Below are 17610 nucleotides of genomic sequence, written 5' to 3' on the forward strand. Positions count from 1 at the left end.
AAGTATTAACGTATGTCTCTACCTCCTTGCCCGCAATGCCAATCTGAATATGTTTACCCAGACCAAAACAACCTAATCTGCCCTGAGTGCGCCTACGAATGGAACCCAGAAGAAGAGCGTTTAGAAAGAGAAGCCGCGCGTGTTAAGGACGTGAATGGCGTTGTATTGGAAAGTGGCGATAAAGTTACCTTCATTAAAGATCTAAAAATTAAAGGCAGTTCTAGCGTATTGAAAATTGGTACTAAAGCTGTGATTCGACGCATCAATGAAGGCAAAGATCACCAACTAGATTGCAAGCTGGATGGTGGCGGTGAAATGCTGGTTACGGCGAAGTACGTTAAGAAGCAGTAGTCGATAATAGGTCAAAATTGCGAGTCGCTCCTGAACTAAATAGCGTAGAAGCCGTTGGAGAATCAACATCATATGGACATGGTTAAAGCTGCTCTTTCGCATTCAACTGCCTTTCATCACTATGTGAACGCCTGTGTTGAAGATGGGTTAGATATTTACATGGGCATTTCTGATGGCAGTGATGCCTATTTAGAAAGACGAATTGCTTATTCAAAAGGTGGGGGTTTGCCAGAAGGGTGGACGCCTGCTTCTACTTATTTTTGTTTCGAGTCTGGACGTATTCTTGGAGTGATAAGAGTTCGTCATGGCACCAGTCCGTACATTCACGATGTCATCGGACATATCGGCTACGAGACTTTGCCACAAGCGAGAGGGCGGGGTATCGCAAGTCATATGTTGTCTTGGGTTCAACGGTACGTATTGTCCGAAAGCGCTATTATTACGTGTGAGAGGGGCAATATAGCTTCGCAAAAGGTCATTGAGAAGTGCGGTGGACAATTCCTGAGTACCTTTTATTCAGAGCAAGATAAACACGAAGTCTTACGTTACCAACTAGAACCAAAATGAACATTTAAGCGTGGCATCTTTTGGTTTGATCGGGGTTACTATGTCCAGGTTTAAACGAAAATGAAGCCATAGCCAATTATTGTTGGAGGTATTTTGAAGTATTCAACAAGACCTGCTCAGTCATCAGATTATGAATTTCTGTTCGAGCTTAAGAAGGCCGCTGAGTTTGAACCAATCAAGGCCGTATTTGGCTGGGATGAACAAATTCAACGAGATATACACGCCGAAGAGTGGGCAGAAGAACGCCCTGAAATCATTGAATATCAAGGTAAAGCGATTGGTAGTGTGTTGTTGCAAGACAAAGGCGAGCACTTCTATTTTTGCCGATTCTTTCTACTGCCTGAATATCATGGCAAAGGTATTGGCAGCCAAGTTTTAACGGATTGCTTAGCTCAAGCAGCCAAACTCAATAAGCCTGTGGAGTTGTGTTATTTACAAGGTAATCGAGTTGGGGAGTTGTATTTAAGGTTTGGCTTCGAAATCACCTCGCAAAACGATCAGTTTGTCTATATGTGGCGTGAATAGACACTCATTCAAAATGATCACACCGTGTCGGTAACTTGATAGGCACCTGACACTTATCTAACGTAAAACCTTGTAAAGCTCCCTATGCTTGATGACTAAGCGATTACACTTAGAAAAGATCGAGCGTAAGGGAGTGTGCAATGAATTATTACCCGACTTCAAAAATCGTGGGTGAACAAAGGTTTGGCTTTGGGCCAAAACTAGGTCAAACAACCTATTATTCTCCTGTAGAACAGTTGGATAAAAAGCCATTCGTTCACCAAGCTATACAAGACTTACCGAGTACTGAATCTACTCTGATTAAAGTAGGAGAGAATCGTGTACAACGAATGAAGGCCAAGGGTGACGAACAACAGATGCAAGCCACGAAGAAAGAAGCGCAGTCTTTTCTTCGAACGCAGTATCGACAACAAGCTCAAGCTCGCCACCTACAAAGTGTTGAAACTCCTTATGGTTTTCAAGAGCGCATCATTCAGTTTTGGAGCAATCACTTCGCCATCTCGGTCGATAATCGAAAACTGATGCCCTTGGCCGCCAGCATTGAAAACGATGTGGTTCGCCAGCATTGGAATGGTAACTTTGGCGAGATGCTGATGGCTTCTTCTAAACATCCTGCGATGCTTCTGTATCTCGACAATCAACTCTCGATTGGTCCCAATTCAAAAGTCGGAAAGCGCCGTAATAAGGGGCTCAATGAGAACCTCGCTCGTGAGATCTTAGAACTCCACACTCTTGGCGTTGACGGTTCTTACACTCAGCAAGACGTCATTGCCTTAGCAAAAGCGATTTCAGGCTGGGGCATTAAATTCAAACCTCCTGATGCTGGGTTTCGATTTGCTAATAACCTGCATGAGCCAGGAAGTATCACACTGCTTGGAAAGGCTTATTCTCAATCCGGCGTCTCGCAAGGAGAGTCGTGTTTAAAAACCTTAGCGACCCACAAAGACACTGCTGCGTACTTGGTTGGTAAGCTGTGCCAGCATTTCATTGGCGACATACCTAAAGAACTCTCAGAGCAAATGGTTGCTGAATATCTGAAAGGCGAGGGAGATTTACTGCCTATTTATCGCTTGTTATTGAACAGCGCTGAGGCGAGTAAACCTAACCCCAATCGTTTTAGACCACCGAAGGAGTGGCTGTTTGCCGTCCTTCGTAGTGCCGATATTTCTTTAAACGAGAAACAGGCATTCAATGCACTCAACAATTTAGGGCAGCCTCCTTTTAAACCGGGTTCACCTGCAGGGTGGTCGGATCAAGACAGAGACTACAATAGCCCTTCGGCGTTGACTCAACGTATGCAAGTTGCGAATAGGCTTGCGTCTGCTGCAATAAAATCGGCTAAAGCGTCAGGAGTTAAGCCGAAAGCGGTAGTGGATAAAGTGATCGCGGGTTTATATGGCGATGCTATTGATGAACACACCCAAATTGTATTGAACAAAGCCGACAGCGCTGCAATGCAACTTTCCCTGTTGTGGCTAAGCCCTCAGTTTCAATATCGTTAGGAGTGGGTATGAAAAAGCCAGATTGTTCTCAGAATAAAGCGCCACATAGTATTAACCGCCGCCAGTTCATGGGTATTGCGGCGGCTGTTGGCGTCAATGCGATGCTGCCATTTCCAAGCTTTGCCAAAACAGGTTCAGACAATATCTTCATTTGGGTATCACTGCGTGGCGCGATGGATGGTTTAAATGTTGTAGTGCCGCATGCCGATCCTGATTACTCTAATTTGAGACCCAACATCGGATTGAAACCAGAACAGCTACTCAAGTTGGATGATTTCTTTGGGCTCCATCCGTCTCTAAAGCAGTGCCATCAATGGTATAAAAGTAACGAACTCAGCTTTGTACACGCTTGTTCAACCGCTTATCGCGAGCGTTCACATTTTGATGGACAGAAGATATTGGAGAATGGCACTTCCGACCCGTTTAACACCGTAGGGTGGATTAACCGTTTACTCACGTTGAGCTCAGAAAAATACGATGGAATCGCAATTGATTCGGGCTTACCACTCATCATGCAGGGCGAATCGACCGTGGCAAGTTGGTACCCAAACCGCTTAAAAACACGAGATAAACAAACGGAACTGCTGGAACAGTTGTTTCAAAGTGACCAAATGCTGTCTTCAAACTTTGAAAGCGTCATGAAGATAGATCAATTGGTAGGCGACCAAGGTGTCGGCAAACAGTTTAAATCATTGATGGGTAAAACAGGCGACATATTGTCGGCTGATAACGGACCAAACATCGCAGCGTTAGAACTTGGTGGGTGGGACACTCACGCCAATCAAGGCAACGTAAATGGTAGGTTGAGTAATCAACTTAAAACTTTGGATGTTGGGTTAGCGGCTCTCAAGGCGTCACTAGGTGATCGTTGGCAGAAGACAGTGATCATCGCGGCCAGTGAATTTGGTCGAACAGCAAAAGAAAACGGCACTAAAGGCACCGACCATGGCACCGGCAACGTCATGTTTGTTGCGGGTGGTGCGCTGCCATCGTTGAAAGGATCGGGTGGTAAGGTTATTGCTAATTGGCCGGGCTTGAGCCAAAGCCAACTATATGAAGGCCGAGACCTTAATCCAACGATTGATATGCGTTCGGTTATCAAGGGCGTGCTCAACCAACATTTATCGGTAGAAGTGAAACAACTCAACACTATCTTCCCTGATAGTGCCGATATTAGACCGATGAATCTTGTTTAGAGTTTTACCAAGACCCTGTTAGATGCGATTCAGTCGTTTGAATCGCATTCTATTTCTGACTCGCTTGTTTACGATTTAATTGCCAACAGTGCTCCGAACGTCACTAAGCCAAATCCACACGCTTGATTAAGCCTTTTCTTTGCTCTCAATAGATGCTTTTGCAATGTACTCGAAGTAAACAGCATAGCGACAATCCCAAACCACAAGCCGTGAAGAACGATCATGTAAAGCCCATAGCCGAGTGCGACATGCTGGTTTTCTGCATCAGGTGAGATGACTTGGCTGAAGATGCTCAAAAAGAACAACATGGTTTTTGGGTTGAGCACGTTACATAAGAAGCCTTGGGCTAAATAGCGCCAAACACTGGTGCTTTGCTTTGCATCTTCCATCGGTGCAAGCTTGTTGTCCGCACTCAAGATACCTTTTAGCCCTAGATAAATAAGGTAGGTTGCACCTGCATATCTAATCATGTCAAACAGCTGCTCATTCTGTGAGATTAAGTAACTGATCCCAAGCATTGAATAACTGATGTGAGCACAAATCGCTAAACTCACACCGATTGCAGTCCAAATCCCTGCTTGTCTTCCTTGGTTGACACTGTTTTTCAAAACTAAAACGAAATCAGCGCCTGGGCTGATAACAATCAATAGTCCCAATACTGCTAGGATTAACCACTCCATAATGACTCCAACTCTTTATATTTGATGAGCCAGCATTGTATGGTTTTTTATTGCTGCCTATAATCGAAATGAATTCCACCTATCTGTGAGAAAAAATCACACATGAGACATTTGAAAGCATTTCATATTTTCCACGTAGCAGCGCATTCGGGTAGTTACAGTGAAGCGGCGGATAAACTTAATATCACACATGGCGCGGTGAGTAAGCAGATCAAGGTATTGGAAAATCACTTATCCCAAGTTTTGTTCTACAAACAGGGCAGGAATGTGTGTCTCACCAAAGAAGGGGAATTACTCAAAGGTTACACAGAGCAAGCGTTCCAAGCCTTGGAGACTGGAGTCCATAAGCTAAATCAGCTGAATCATCAAGCGTTGGAAGTTTCATGCGAACCCACATTGACCATGCGTTGGTTAATGCCTCGACTCGGTGATTTCTATAACGAATCCGGAATTGATAGTACATATTGCTCACGCAAGATAGCAACCATGAAGAGCCAGAAAGCCCGTTTGTTGTTTGGCTGAAGAATGAGTTATCGCAGTGTGTTCCAACTTTATAGGAACGACATCCGACCTAGAAGTGTGCTTGTCTTATGTCAGGCTCTAGTTCGTTGTTGTGGAAATCACTCAATAGGCAAAGACAGCACACCGCCATTGAGTTCGACTTGTTTTAGCCATTCGGTTGGAATGCCTCCATCTTCCTCGTAGAAACACGCCGCTAATACCGCGCCAATTACAATTGCACGCCCGCAGCTATCGCCCCCACATAAAATGTTGTCGCGGATACCTTGTTTAAAGCTCTGAGCGCCAGCAATGATGCGAATCAGCAGCGGGAACGCGGCACTCAATTCGCAATGCAACCCGAACTTTTTCGCGGCATCTGTTATTGAAAGCTCAGGCGCTGAGAGGGCTTCATCGATTTGATCGTGTATAAACTTGCTGCAGGTTTGTCGTACCATCTCTACTGATTGTAATGGTGAATTGCCTTGTATCGCGGCTTGAATCAGTAGGGTGATGGCTTGTGCCCACTCTACCGCTTTATCATTATTATTAGTGACTCGTACCGCACTCTCTACCATTGCAGGTAAGGTGTGAGAGGTGTAAGTACACGCCACTAATGGAATGATCTTTGAGACTGCGGGGAGCTGTGTATCATCCGCGCCACAGGCAGTAATCGGGGCATTTGCCAATTCTAATTGATGGATGTTCAACAAGCTCATACGAGTCGCTTTATCAATATAGCCTCGCCAACTACCACCAAAATCAAACCAGAATCGGAAGTGCTTGATGTAGCTCGCTTCATCGTACTGTTGGTTGTCGACTAAACTGTCGACCATCGCCAATAGCTGAGCACCATACTGTGATTGTTCACCTGCGGTTTTTCCTTGGTGAGCAAAGTAGCCCTTGTCTTGATAATCGAACTGATTCGGTGAGCGAAATTCTGGCTCAAAACCTGCTACGTGTAAGATCCTCTCTTGGTCATATAGCCAGTGCAGCCCCATTGAAGCAGCGTCTCCAACTAATGCGCCGACAACGGCGTAAAAAGCTCTTTCTTTATGATTGTCCATGTTGAGCGATGTCCTTGAGATGAATCAACGTAGTTCGATACGTTAAGTATAGTGATTAGCCGAGCATTTTGCTGTGTTTCTAAGAAGAAATATGAAGGAATAAATCCTTACTGATCAATAACTTAAATCAATCAGGTGAAATGGGTAAGGGTGATGAATAGCTGGGCGAGTCGGTACTTCTTATTAATGACGTTACTGATGGTTAAGGTAAGCACTAGAACGTTGCTCAATCACTTTGAACAGACGCGAAAGCACAAAGCATAAAGCAAAATATACGAAGCCTACAATCAGCCAGATCTCGAAGATCAAACCTGACGAGTTTGCCATTTCAGTACCAACGAAAGTCATCTCTTGGATAGAAATCAGAGACACAATCGACGTGTCTTTAACCAAAGAGATTGCTTGGCCAGCCAATGGCGGTGTGATGGCCGTTAATACTTGCGGGCCAACCACAAATCGATACTTAGACAATGCCGATAAGCCGAGTGAATCGGCCGCTTCCCATTGGCCTTTTGGAATACTTTCTAAGCCAGCTCGAATCACTTCTGCGATGTAAGCCGAAGAGAGCAAACCGATACAGATAACACCAGACGCCAAGTTTTCCCAAAGGTTAGCAGGACCAAACAGAAAGGCTTGAACAGCGTTAATATCGCCGTTGTGTTCACGCAAGATACTTTCTAAACCAAGTAATGGAATCAGTTGGTTTGAAACGAAAAAATAGAATATGAAGACAAACACCAGCGGCGGAATATTTCGAACCAACTGGATAAAAATCAGTGCAGGGGTACGAAAGAAAGTGATTTTAGAGTGCCTTGCAACGCCAAGTAATGTACCAAAAGAGAGTGCTAACACCATACTCCAAACACTCAAGCGCAGTGTCGCGATCAAGCCTTGGAAAAAGTAAGGAATATTGCCTTGAGAAGGCGGAATGAAAATCAGGGTAAACGCATCTTCCCAGCGCCACTGGTAGTTAATACCAACAGCGGAACGATAATAAAGCCAGCCTGCGAACGCGAAAATGATCGCAAACAACACTCCATCTAATAGATTGAGGCGTTGATACCAAGGCTTCGTGTGAAGGTTGGGCTTGGGCGTTGATAATGCGCTAGTACTACTCACGTCATTCCTGTTTAAACAATGATAATTAATATGCTGTGAGAGTGGCTATGAGTTTATAGCTATCTCGGGTGTTTCTTAAAAGGCAGTACCAGCAAGGTACTGCCTTGATTGGTGATTTAGTATCTAATTAGCAACGGATTACTGACCTTGAGCAATCTGGTCTTGCCAATCTAGAGTAGAGAACCAGTACTCGTAACGCTCTTTCAACCAACCGTCTTCAGTACGTGCTTTGATCCACTCGTTGAAGAATTCTGTCTTGTCAGTTTCACCTAGGCGAACTGCAAATGCTTCATTACCTTTTGATAGGCGTTCTTCGAATGGAATAAATAGCGTGTCTGCGTTTTTAATCGCTTCGTGTTCTGGTTTCGGGCTAGACGCGATAACCGCGTGTGCGTTGCCGTTTAATACTTCTTGGAATGCTTGAGCATCGTCATCGAACTGTAGAACTTTCGCTTTAGGGAAGGTTTCACGAGCTACTTGCACTGTGAATGCACCACGACGCGCTGCAATTTTTACACGGCGAGAATCAAAATCAGAGATTTGTGTAAAACCTTCTGCTAGCTCTTTATTCGCTGCCAGTTGAACGCCAGAGTGCGAGTAAGGTTCAGTGAACAATACGCTTTTAGCGCGAGCTTCAGTGATAGACATACCGCCAATGATTACATCAAACTTGTTCGAAAGTAGAGAAGGAATAATGCCATCCCATGCCGTCGGTACGAATTCAACTTTCCAGCCAGAATCTTCAGCAAGACGTTTTGCTACATCGATTTCAAAGCCAACAAGATCGCCTTGTTTGTTACGCATCGCCCAAGGAACAAATGTCGACATACCAACGCGTAGAGAGCCACGTTCGTTTATTTTGTCTAGGTTAGGCGTTTCAGAAGCAAGTGCAGGCAAACTGACGGCAAGCGCAAGTAGGGCTGTAATTGCGGTTTTAAATAGCTTCATGCTGATAAATCCTTATTGTGTTCGCCAGTTAGCTCCGAGCTTATGCTCAAGCCAAGCAGCAACGGCAGAAAGTGAAAGTGTAAGAGCAAGATAAATGATCGCCACAGAGAACCAAATCTCGAATGGCATCGCGGTTTCAGAAACAATGTTTCTGGCTTCAGTCGTCAGGTCAAAAATAGCCATGACACTCACAATTGAAGAGTTTTTAATAAGAGAGATCACTTCATTGGTCAAAGGTGGCAAGGTGCGTTGCACCACCTGAGGAAGAATCACATCCCAGTAAGTATAGGTCTTTGATAAGCCCAAGGATTGAGCTGCTTCAAATTGTCCTCTCGCAATACCATTTAAACCAGCACGAAATATCTCGGCGGTGTAAGCGCCTTGGAAAAGTGCCAAGGCTAAAACGGCAGTACTAAAGCGATCGAGCCCTAATACGGGGCCAAATACAAAATAGAGCAAATAAATTTGTACTAATAACGGCGTGTTACGAATCAACTCAACATAGCTGGTGGCTAAGGTGCGTCCAACCACCGAATTGGAGTTTCGCAATAGGGCTGTGGTTAAGCCAATCACCAGCGTTGCAACCAAAGAAATCAAAGAGATATTGATGGTAACTAGTAGCCCTTCAACTAATTCTGCAGGCCACCATTCACCATCTTCATAGAAAGCAATATAGTCCGGCACACGCTCCCATTGCCAGCTGTATCCCATGGTTTGTGCACCAGAGTCGAGAATCCAAACAACAGCAGCCGCCAGTACAACAATCTGTACCAAAGCAGATAGGGCGGGTTTAATAATTCGAATCAACATCAATAAGTCAGGATCTGATTTAGGAACGCTTGAGTACGTTCATGTTGAGGGGTTTCAAAAAGCGATTGTGGAGTATTCGATTCCACAATTTGTCCTTCATCCATGAAGATAACGCGGTCGGCCACTTGTTTTGCAAAGCCCATTTCGTGGGTCACACACACCATGGTGATGCCTTCGCTCGCCAGTTCAACCATCACATCGAGTACTTCGTTGATCATCTCCGGATCAAGCGCTGAAGTGGGTTCATCGAACAAGAGTAATTCCGGCTTCATACACAGAGAACGGGCGATAGCCACACGTTGTTGCTGGCCGCCAGAAAGTTGCACTGGGTATTTGTTGGCTTGTTCTGCAATGTGCACACGCTCGAGATAGTGCATTGCTATCTTTTCGGCTTCTTGTTTGCTTTTTTTAAGCGTACGAATTGGAGAAAGAGTAAGGTTTTCAAGCACGGTAAGATGGGGGAATAAATGAAAATGCTGAAACACCATTCCGACTTGGCCTGGTGTGTTAAATTTACTCGGAAGTACTTGTTCTAACACGGAAAGCTCGCCACTTTCGAAAGGTTCTAGCTGATTGATACAACGGATTAAGGTTGATTTACCCGAACCTGATGGCCCGCAAATCACCACTATCTCTCCTTGTTCAATATTTAAATCGATATCCTTTAGGGCATGAAAATCACCATACCACTTGTTAAGTGACTTAAACTTAACCATTTCCTTGAGATTGTTCAAATCGTTGTTCATACCTAGTAAAGAGACAGGTTTACCTTACCAATATAGAAATCTGAATGCACATAAAATTAAGGACTTATGAGAATTTAATAGCATCTTGTAGGGCAAATTAAAAAGCAGCGCCCAAAATGAACGCTGCTTCTGTTTTACGAAAGAAATAAGTAATGGGTTCAGTCAGATGTAAAAAATCATCTTTGTGTGACCATTGCCTTTGCTTTCTCTCTACTTTAGCAATTCTTAGTGAATCGCAGACTCTAAAATCTCACGCGTTTTCTCTGGCGTGATTGCTTGGTTTTCGCCAAGTTGCAGGTAACCGTGTGATTCAAGTTGAGCAACAACGTTGTCGATTGCTTCCGCTTTAGTTGCTTCGTAACCGTCGAACATGGTTGGAACGTCTAGGCTGTGGTAGAAGGCTTCGATTGCAGCGATTGTACGCTCGGCTAAATCAGCACCCGCTTCTAGGCCAAATACGTTACGACCCATTTGCTCTAGCTTACCACGCTTCGCTTCGATTTGATTACGAAGTAGTGAAGGTTGAACAATCGCAAGCGAACGTGCGTGATCTACATGCCATAGCGCAGTGAATTCGTGGCCAATCATGTGTGTTGCCCAATCTTGAGGAACACCCGTACCAATCAGGCCGTTAAGCGCTTGGTTTGCTGTCCACATTAGGTTTGCACGCCAAGCGTCGTTGTCAGGCTCGTCGTATTGCTTACCCAGTACAAGTAGGTTCTTAAGCAGTGTTTCTGCGTAACCGTCTTGAACCATCGCATCTGTTGGCATTGTGATGTATTGCTCACATACGTGAACCCATGCATCAACTAGACCGTTGATCAGTTGGCGCTCTGGCAGAGACTTCATTACGTCTGGGTCCATAACCGCAAACTTAGGTTGTACTGCAGGGTTCATGAACGCCAGTTTCTCTTGAGTCTCTTTACGAGTGATTACCGCACCCATGTTAGATTCAGAACCTGTCGCAGGAAGTGTCAGTACCGCACCAATTGGTGTCGCTTCGGTTACTTGGTGTTTACCCGCTAGGATATCCCAACCGTCGCCGTCGTATTTAGCCGCTGCAGCAACGTACTTAGAGCCGTCGATTACTGAACCACCGCCAACAGCGATAATGAATTCTACGTTTTCTTCTTTAACAAGAGCGACTGCTTTGTCTAGCGTCTCTTTGGTAGGGTTTGCTTCAACGCCAGAGAACTCGATCCAAGAGTGATCTTTCAAAGATTCTAAAACTTGGTCGTAAACACCGTTGCTCTTGATTGAACCGCCACCATAGATGACCAGTACTTTCTTCGAAGTATCAACCGCTTGGCTGATAGCGTTGATTTGGCCTTGGCCGAAATGGATAACAGTAGGGTTAACGTAAGTAAATTGCATCAGAGATTCCTTGTGTAAAGCGAAATTTGTTATTTTGGTTTATTGCTCAATTTCTATATTTGCATATTAGTACAGTAATCTAGGTCAATGAAGAGCTGTTCCTCCAAATAAATTGCCTATTTCTACAAACTTGATATTCTTCCTCTGCTTTAGCTTACTTACTCTTAGCACTTGGAATGGAAAGTCGCCACTTATGAAAACACTCGCTCAGTTGTTACAGTCATATGTAGAACACAAAGGTTGGGATGATCTCGAAGGGATCAGAGAAACTGAAATTAGCGGCGTGTGGTTGTATAGAAGCAGTGGAGGGAATCAGCGTCAGCCATTTACTTACCAGTCTGGCATTATCATGCTCGGACAGGGTAAAAAGAACATCTACATTGGCGAAAGGCCAGTGACTTACGCTGCAGGTGATTATCTTGTGGTAGGTGTGCCAATGCCGTTAGAGTGCGAAGCCTTGCCTGTTAATGGTGAACCATTGCTTGGCTTGTCGATAAGCATTGATTCTCAACGTTTACATAGCTTAGTGAAAAAGCTCGAAGACCAAGGCTTCTTAGAAAGTTATTGCAACAAGCACAAACAGAACTCGAGTGGCTTAGAATCCACGCCGATGGAAGAGCAAATGCTAGAAAGTTTTACTCGATTGGTGAAAATGCTGCATTGCGACATCGAAGCCAACATATTGGGTGATGCCATGGTCAGCGAAATTGTCTACCGTGCCTTAACCGGTTCAGAAGGGCGAGTGCTGTTTGATTTGGCCCATCATGACGGCCATTACGCACGTGTCGCCAAAGCGCTGTCTAAAGTGCATGAAGAGTACGACCAAACCATCACCGTTCAATCGCTTGCTGACGAAGCCAACATGAGCGTGTCTGCCTTCCACAATGCATTCCGTAATGTCACCTTTGAATCACCTCTTCAATACTTGAAAAAGGTTAGACTTAATAAAGCCAAAGAGCTGATTCAACTAGAAGGCCTTCGTATTAGTGATGCTGCACGTCGAGTCGGTTACTCCAGCCCATCTCAATTTAGCCGCGAATTTAAGCGCCACTTCAATACTACTCCAAGAGCGGTTTAGTTCTTCTTTCAACGAAACTATGTGTTGAGAGCTATAATGCCAAAAGCTATGGTGACGATTGCTCATATTTGTTGAATTATATGAGTAAATGTATCTAATCATAGGCATTGTCAGATTGTAGGTATTTGATTCTCGAATATATTATTAACGTACTTATATAAAATAAGCTCTCGAAAATAATTAATTAAATAGCCTAAGAGTTTATGCACGGGTATAGGGGAGAAACTCACTAATTCAGCTAGTAACGAAGTTTTAGTGTGAACAACCTATCAAATATTATCTAAATTTCGGGAATTACTCACCGTATTCTCAGAGAGAGTATTCAGGATTATTGAATAGACTTAAAATTAAAGATAATTTAGCAGTTGATAAAGCCTAGTACGACGGATAATTAGTCGTTTGATGACTAATTATTCTGTAACTTGCTGATTTATAGTCAACTGAGAGTCTGATGGATATCACGTTTACCCTAAAATAATTCACTTAACATGGCGCTACTTTAATCATTCTTCCAAATACGATTGTTAAATATAAATACGTATACCTATTTTATTTAAAGGATAATACCGATGAGTAGCGATATCATTAAAATTTCAAGAAACACTGAAAACGCACCAATTAATTCTGTATCTACACAAACGGTAGCTTTTTCTCATTATAATAACTTTTCTGCTCAACTTCCGATTGACCCTAAAACGGGTGAAATAGTCATCGGTGATATTAAAGATCAAGCAGCACAATGTTTGAATAATATTAAAGCGATTGTTGAAAGCATCGACCATGTTATGGATGATGTCGTGAAGATTAATGTTTTCGTTAAGAATATTTCTGATATCGATGCTATTGATGAAGTTTACAAAAACTTCTTCCACAACAGCCTTCCAACACGCACTGTCGTGGGTGTCACTGCACTGCCAAGCAGCGATGCGCTGGTTCAAATGGATGCTCTCATTTCTAACGGTGAAGGCACTAAACCACAAGCTCCTTGCGCGCTAATTAAGGTCTCAAGAAATACGGATAACGCACCTCAAAGTGCTGTGTCTACGCAGACTGCAGCCTTTTCTCACTACAACAATCTTTCAGCTCAGTTGCCTATAGATGTAGCCACAGGTGAGTTGGTTGATGGTGGTATCAAAGCGCAAACAGCGCAATGTCTATCAAACATTAAAGCTATTTTAGAAAGCATCGGACACGTCATGAATGATGTGGTTAAAACGACTATCTACCTAAAAAATATCGCAGATGCGGAAGTGGTAAATGAAGTATGTGCTAAATTCTTCCCAAGCTACGTTCCTGCTCGCACCGTTGTTAACGCAACTGAATTACTAATGGGTGCTTTAATTCAAATTGATACATCCGTTTCACATGGCGACGGTACACCGCCGCAATTACCTGAAGACACTCGCTTACTGGTTATTGAAACCAATAATACTGTTTCTGCACCATTCATGCCTTATTCGCATACTGTTGCTTTCTCTCACTACAATCATATTTCAGCCCAATTACCTTTAGATCCGAAAACAAATGAAATTGTTGCTGGTGGTGCAAAAGAACAAGCTGAACAATGCTTAAACAATATTAAGGCGATAATTGAAAGCGTTGACCATAGCATGGACGATACGGTGAAAATTAATATTCAACTTAAGGATATTTCAGATATTGATGCGGTAAACGACATCTACACCACATTCTTTAATGCTGAGTTGCCTGCAAGAACGGTAGTCGGGGTTTCAGAAATCCCAATGAATGCTTTAGTACAAATTGATGCTGTCGTTTCTAACTGTGAAGGGACACCTCCACAAGACGTTGTTGCATAAATCAATTGAACCCTTCTCGATAATATCGATCAGATCTCGGTTTAGCTTCCAAATAGGGAGCAAACTCAACAGGCCGAGATCTGATCCGTTCACTTCATTACTCAAGTCCATCGAAGCGACACACCTAAGCTTATCCCGTAAACATGGTATTTATAAGGTTGAAGTGTTTTAATATGAAAAACAGACGCTTAACGTAATAAAGAAAACCAGTTTATGCAATTTCGAGCCATTTTACTGCTATGCCTTACCCTAATAGGGTGTTCGTCCAATCAAGAGTTGGTACCCGACCCAACAACCATCACGCTATTTTATGGTGATACATCCATCGCCGCAGGTGTTTTAGAGGATAAAACATTCAATTCAGTCCTTGCCGATAGGGTTGAAAGCGTTACGTTTTCTGGCTCAATATCAAAGAAAGACTCTGGCTATTTTGTCGATATGTTAGTGATTCGAGAAACAAAAGAGCCACGTTCAACACGACAGCTTAACACCTCGCTTCTAATGAAACCGGGAGAGCTAGTAGATGTTGGCGGCGTGAATAACGATGTGTTCAGGGTAATCCTCGAGTAACAAAAATAAAGTGTTTAATTAATCTGATTTTTTGCTTTACCTCAACCTAACTTCAAGTCTTAAGCTTCTCTTACTGATTAAGAAGGAGCTTATTATGCAAAATAACTACATAAAAGAACTCGCCGTTAAAACTTACCAAGAAGACCTTCAAAAAGAGTACGTTAGATCTAAAGCTCAGCCATTCCACGCCCCAAGTTTTATCGGTGGGGTGCTGTTGTCAGTTGTGCTGGTAGGACTGTTTTAATTTATGCAGAATTTCTGATCCATTGCCAACTCTCAACATATCTATTTGCTGCACTTTAATGGCTACGGCACAATCTCTTAGGTTGAATTGTGACGCTAATGTCGAGAGGAAGTGAAGTATGGCAAGTCCAAGAGTATTAAAGTCACAGATTACTGATATTACCTGTGGCGAGAATGTCACTATCATCGAGCCAAGTAACGTTTATGGCTGTGAGCTTAAAGATGATGTGTTCGTTGGCCCCTTTGTTGAGATTCAAAAGAACACCGTGATAGGTGCGAGAAGCAAGATTCAATCTCACACCTTTATCTGTGAGTATGTGACCATTGGAAGTGACTGCTTTGTTGGTCACGGAGTCATGTTTGCCAACGACTTATTCAAAGAGGGCAAGCCAGATCCTAATCCTGAAAGTTGGGGGCGTAACTTGATAGCTGACAACGTCACGATCGGTTCTAACGCTACGCTACCCGAAACTAAATCGGGTCAGGTATTAAGCGATACCTTGATCTCTTGCCATCTGCTTCGCGATCTTCGGCGCGTGCCATAGACACGGGAGCAAGATAAACGATACCGGAACCGCTGTGATTACAATGAACGACTGTAGAGCGGAGATGCCGCCTGAACCCATTGAGATAAGTGCGATCGCTACCGCACCCATGATGATACCCCAGAAAGTACGTACCGCTGCGTTTGGCTCTGTCGTACCCGTCATTACCACACTGATGGTGTAAGTCATTGAGTCACCTGTTGTCACGATGAACGTGGTCGTCAGGATCAGGAACAGAATTGCAATCAAAGTCGGGAACGGCAGTTGAGCGGTAATGGCCAGTAGCACAGCAGGAAGGTTAAAGCCTTCGAATGCACTAGAGATCACACCTGGGTTCTCTAATTCAAACGCTAAACCGCTACCACCAACGATGCTGAACCAGAAACACGTTACAAGCGGTGCAACGATGCTGATAGAAACGATCATTTGGCGAATAGTACGGCCACGTGAGATGCGAGCAATGAAGATCGCCATCATTGGGCCATAACCTAAGAACCAACCCCAGAAGAACACAGTCCAGCCACCTAGCCATGCTGTATCTTGGCGGTATAGCGCCATTGGGATGAAGTTATCAACCATTTCGCCCATACCTTGCAGGTAGCCATCAACGATGAAGCTCGTTGGGCCAACAAGAAGGATGTAGCCGATTAGACACACAGACAAGATGATGTTGTAACGGCTTACCAGTTGGATACCTTTGTTCACGCCGCTCAAAGCAGAAAGCGTGTACATTGCGATAGCAAAGATAATAACAACACTTTGAGTTGCAAAGCTGTCTGAAATGCCAAACAGTTCGCTCAGTGCGTAGCTGATTTGTAGGCCAAGGAAGCCGATAGGGCCGATAGTACCTGCGGCTACAGCCACGATGCTGCATGCGTCGACAACGTTACCAACCCAACTGTTAATCGCTTTGTCGCCAAGTACTGGGTAAAGCAGAGTGCGAGGCTTAAGAGGAAGGCCTTTGTCGTAATGCAAGTGCATTAACACGATGGAAGACAAACCACCTAAGATTGCCCATGCAAGGAAACCCCAGTGCATGAAAGATTGTGATAGAGCATTGAACGCCATCGCTTGAGGATCTGCGTTGCCATACAGTGGCGGAGCTGAAACAAAGTGAGCAATAGGCTCTGCGGCTGCCCAGAACACCCCACCGCCGGCTAGCAGCGTACATAGGACGATAGACATCCATTTAAAGGTGGTCATTTCAGGTAGGGCAAGCGTTCCTAAGCGAACGTGGCCAGTGCGACCTAGTGCAAGCACTAAACCGATAATGAAGTTGAGAAGTAGTAGGACTTGCCAGAAAGCACCGAACCATTTAGTTGAATAACTAAAGCCGATGTTTACAAGTTCGGACAACACGGAGGTGTTGGTGAAGGCTAGGATGACAAAGAGGGTTAAAAAACTGCCACTAAGCCAAAAGACTGGGTTTCCGAGTTCCAGTTTTTCACCCAAAGATTGAGCTTTATTGAAATCGATAGAAGTAGATTCTGCGTTGATGTTTTCGTTGGCGACTTGCGTCAAGTTGGACATTATTTCTTCGCTATATTTGGCTCTTTCGAGCCTATGTATTTCTCCCACACTTGCATTGGAAATGTGAGGTTCGTCAAAAAAATCCGCGATACTACCACAATTGTTAAGGAAAAGTGGGCAAATTTAGAAAAGAAATCAGTTCTACGGCGAAATCAATCCCTTTTGGTTAGTTTTAAAACGAAATTTCAGAACGAACAAATAAAGCAGATATGAATAGAGTTTTGTAATTAAGGATACGAATTAGGCGATATTTTTTAGCGTACCGAAATAAATTTAATATTAGTTGTTCGTGCAAAATAAGTGTCGACTCATTGCATGCTATAAACAAATTAATGCGAGTCATTTTATAAATATCGAATATTTTAGGTGTTAAATTGGCACTGTTACCTACAGTTGTTTTGCGAAGAGATTTAAGTGATGAGAAATATGACACTTAAATTAAGC

18 protein-coding genes and 1 pseudogene are annotated in these 17610 nt (G+C 43.7%); 11 read left to right on the plus strand and 8 right to left on the minus strand.

Translation table 11 applies throughout. From position 1 onward, the window contains the following. Positions 1–12 precede the first annotated feature (12 nt). From AB4167_RS10610 to AB4167_RS10630, 5 genes are all read left to right on the plus strand, one after another. On the plus strand, positions 13–351 hold the full coding sequence (locus tag AB4167_RS10610; RefSeq protein ID WP_004731484.1) for a zinc ribbon domain-containing protein YjdM: 339 nt from the start codon (positions 13–15) through the stop codon (positions 349–351). Positions 352–423: 72 nt separating this feature from the next. Further along, the gene (locus AB4167_RS10615; protein ID WP_372136505.1) at positions 424–918 is read left to right on the plus strand and encodes a GNAT family N-acetyltransferase; all 495 of its coding nucleotides are present in this window, start codon (positions 424–426) and stop codon (positions 916–918) included. Positions 919–1011: 93 nt separating this feature from the next. Then, positions 1012–1443, plus strand: a complete 432-nt coding sequence (locus AB4167_RS10620; protein ID WP_017081499.1) for a GNAT family N-acetyltransferase — start codon at positions 1012–1014, stop codon at positions 1441–1443. A gap of 140 nt (positions 1444–1583) precedes the next feature. Further along, positions 1584–2945, plus strand: coding sequence for a DUF1800 family protein (locus AB4167_RS10625; RefSeq protein WP_372136506.1), 1362 nt, complete (start codon positions 1584–1586; stop codon positions 2943–2945). A gap of 8 nt (positions 2946–2953) precedes the next feature. After that, complete coding sequence (locus AB4167_RS10630; protein ID WP_372136507.1) at positions 2954–4141, plus strand: DUF1501 domain-containing protein; 1188 nt, start codon at positions 2954–2956, stop codon at positions 4139–4141. A 68-nt stretch (positions 4142–4209) separates the two neighbouring features. Here AB4167_RS10630 and AB4167_RS10635 read toward each other — a convergent pair whose 3' ends face one another. Further along, the gene (locus AB4167_RS10635) at positions 4210–4821 is read right to left on the minus strand and encodes a LysE family translocator (protein ID WP_372136508.1); all 612 of its coding nucleotides are present in this window, start codon (positions 4819–4821) and stop codon (positions 4210–4212) included. 102 nt (positions 4822–4923) lie between these two features. Between AB4167_RS10635 and AB4167_RS10640 the strand changes: the two are divergent. Beyond that, positions 4924–5277: pseudogene (locus tag AB4167_RS10640) on the plus strand (LysR family transcriptional regulator); the annotation flags it as partial. A gap of 164 nt (positions 5278–5441) precedes the next feature. Here AB4167_RS10640 and AB4167_RS10645 read toward each other — a convergent pair. The 6 genes from AB4167_RS10645 to AB4167_RS10670 all read right to left on the minus strand — a co-directional run bounded on the left by AB4167_RS10645 (position 5442) and on the right by AB4167_RS10670 (position 11383). After that, complete coding sequence (locus AB4167_RS10645; protein WP_102333479.1) at positions 5442–6386, minus strand: ADP-ribosylglycohydrolase family protein; 945 nt, start codon at positions 6384–6386, stop codon at positions 5442–5444. Positions 6387–6578: 192 nt separating this feature from the next. Further along, positions 6579–7505, minus strand: a complete 927-nt coding sequence (locus AB4167_RS10650; RefSeq protein WP_372136509.1) for an amino acid ABC transporter permease — start codon at positions 7503–7505, stop codon at positions 6579–6581. A 138-nt stretch (positions 7506–7643) separates the two neighbouring features. Next, complete coding sequence (locus tag AB4167_RS10655) at positions 7644–8453, minus strand: transporter substrate-binding domain-containing protein (RefSeq protein WP_017067595.1); 810 nt, start codon at positions 8451–8453, stop codon at positions 7644–7646. Between the two features lie 12 nt (positions 8454–8465). Next, entirely contained in the window at positions 8466–9263 is a 798-nt protein-coding gene (locus AB4167_RS10660) for an amino acid ABC transporter permease (RefSeq protein ID WP_372102936.1), read from the minus strand. Beyond that, positions 9263–10009 carry an amino acid ABC transporter ATP-binding protein gene (locus tag AB4167_RS10665; RefSeq protein WP_102333483.1) on the minus strand — a complete coding sequence of 249 codons (747 nt, stop codon included), beginning with the start codon at positions 10007–10009 and terminating at the stop codon, positions 9263–9265. The genes AB4167_RS10660 and AB4167_RS10665 overlap by 1 nt, the downstream gene beginning before the upstream one ends. Positions 10010–10234: 225 nt before the next feature. After that, entirely contained in the window at positions 10235–11383 is a 1149-nt protein-coding gene (locus tag AB4167_RS10670; RefSeq protein ID WP_372136510.1) for an iron-containing alcohol dehydrogenase, read from the minus strand. A 193-nt stretch (positions 11384–11576) separates the two neighbouring features. Between AB4167_RS10670 and AB4167_RS10675 the strand changes: the two genes are divergently transcribed. From AB4167_RS10675 to AB4167_RS10695, 5 genes are all read left to right on the plus strand, one after another. Further along, positions 11577–12461 (plus strand): AraC family transcriptional regulator N-terminal domain-containing protein, encoded by an 885-nt coding sequence (locus AB4167_RS10675; RefSeq protein WP_372136511.1) that lies wholly within the window; start codon positions 11577–11579, stop codon positions 12459–12461. A gap of 569 nt (positions 12462–13030) precedes the next feature. Beyond that, a complete protein-coding gene (locus tag AB4167_RS10680; RefSeq protein WP_372136512.1) occupies positions 13031–14278 on the plus strand; it encodes a RidA family protein in 1248 nt (415 codons plus the stop codon). Positions 14279–14491: 213 nt separating this feature from the next. Continuing rightward, the gene (locus tag AB4167_RS10685) at positions 14492–14848 is read left to right on the plus strand and encodes a hypothetical protein (protein ID WP_017062659.1); all 357 of its coding nucleotides are present in this window, start codon (positions 14492–14494) and stop codon (positions 14846–14848) included. Positions 14849–14942: 94 nt separating this feature from the next. Continuing rightward, positions 14943–15092, plus strand: a complete 150-nt coding sequence (locus AB4167_RS10690; protein ID WP_017067591.1) for a hypothetical protein — start codon at positions 14943–14945, stop codon at positions 15090–15092. 118 nt (positions 15093–15210) lie between these two features. Further along, positions 15211–15636, plus strand: a complete 426-nt coding sequence (locus tag AB4167_RS10695) for an N-acetyltransferase (RefSeq protein ID WP_372136513.1) — start codon at positions 15211–15213, stop codon at positions 15634–15636. Here AB4167_RS10695 and AB4167_RS10700 read toward each other — a convergent pair. After that, positions 15580–17166 (minus strand): BCCT family transporter, encoded by a 1587-nt coding sequence (locus AB4167_RS10700; RefSeq protein WP_017072212.1) that lies wholly within the window; start codon positions 17164–17166, stop codon positions 15580–15582. The two genes, AB4167_RS10695 and AB4167_RS10700, sit on opposite strands and share 57 nt — an antisense overlap. Positions 17167–17610: the final 444 nt, after the last annotated feature.

Origin of the sequence: Vibrio sp. 10N.286.49.E11, assembly GCF_041469505.1 — a bacterium.
In the GTDB taxonomy this organism is placed as follows: domain Bacteria; phylum Pseudomonadota; class Gammaproteobacteria; order Enterobacterales; family Vibrionaceae; genus Vibrio; species Vibrio crassostreae_C.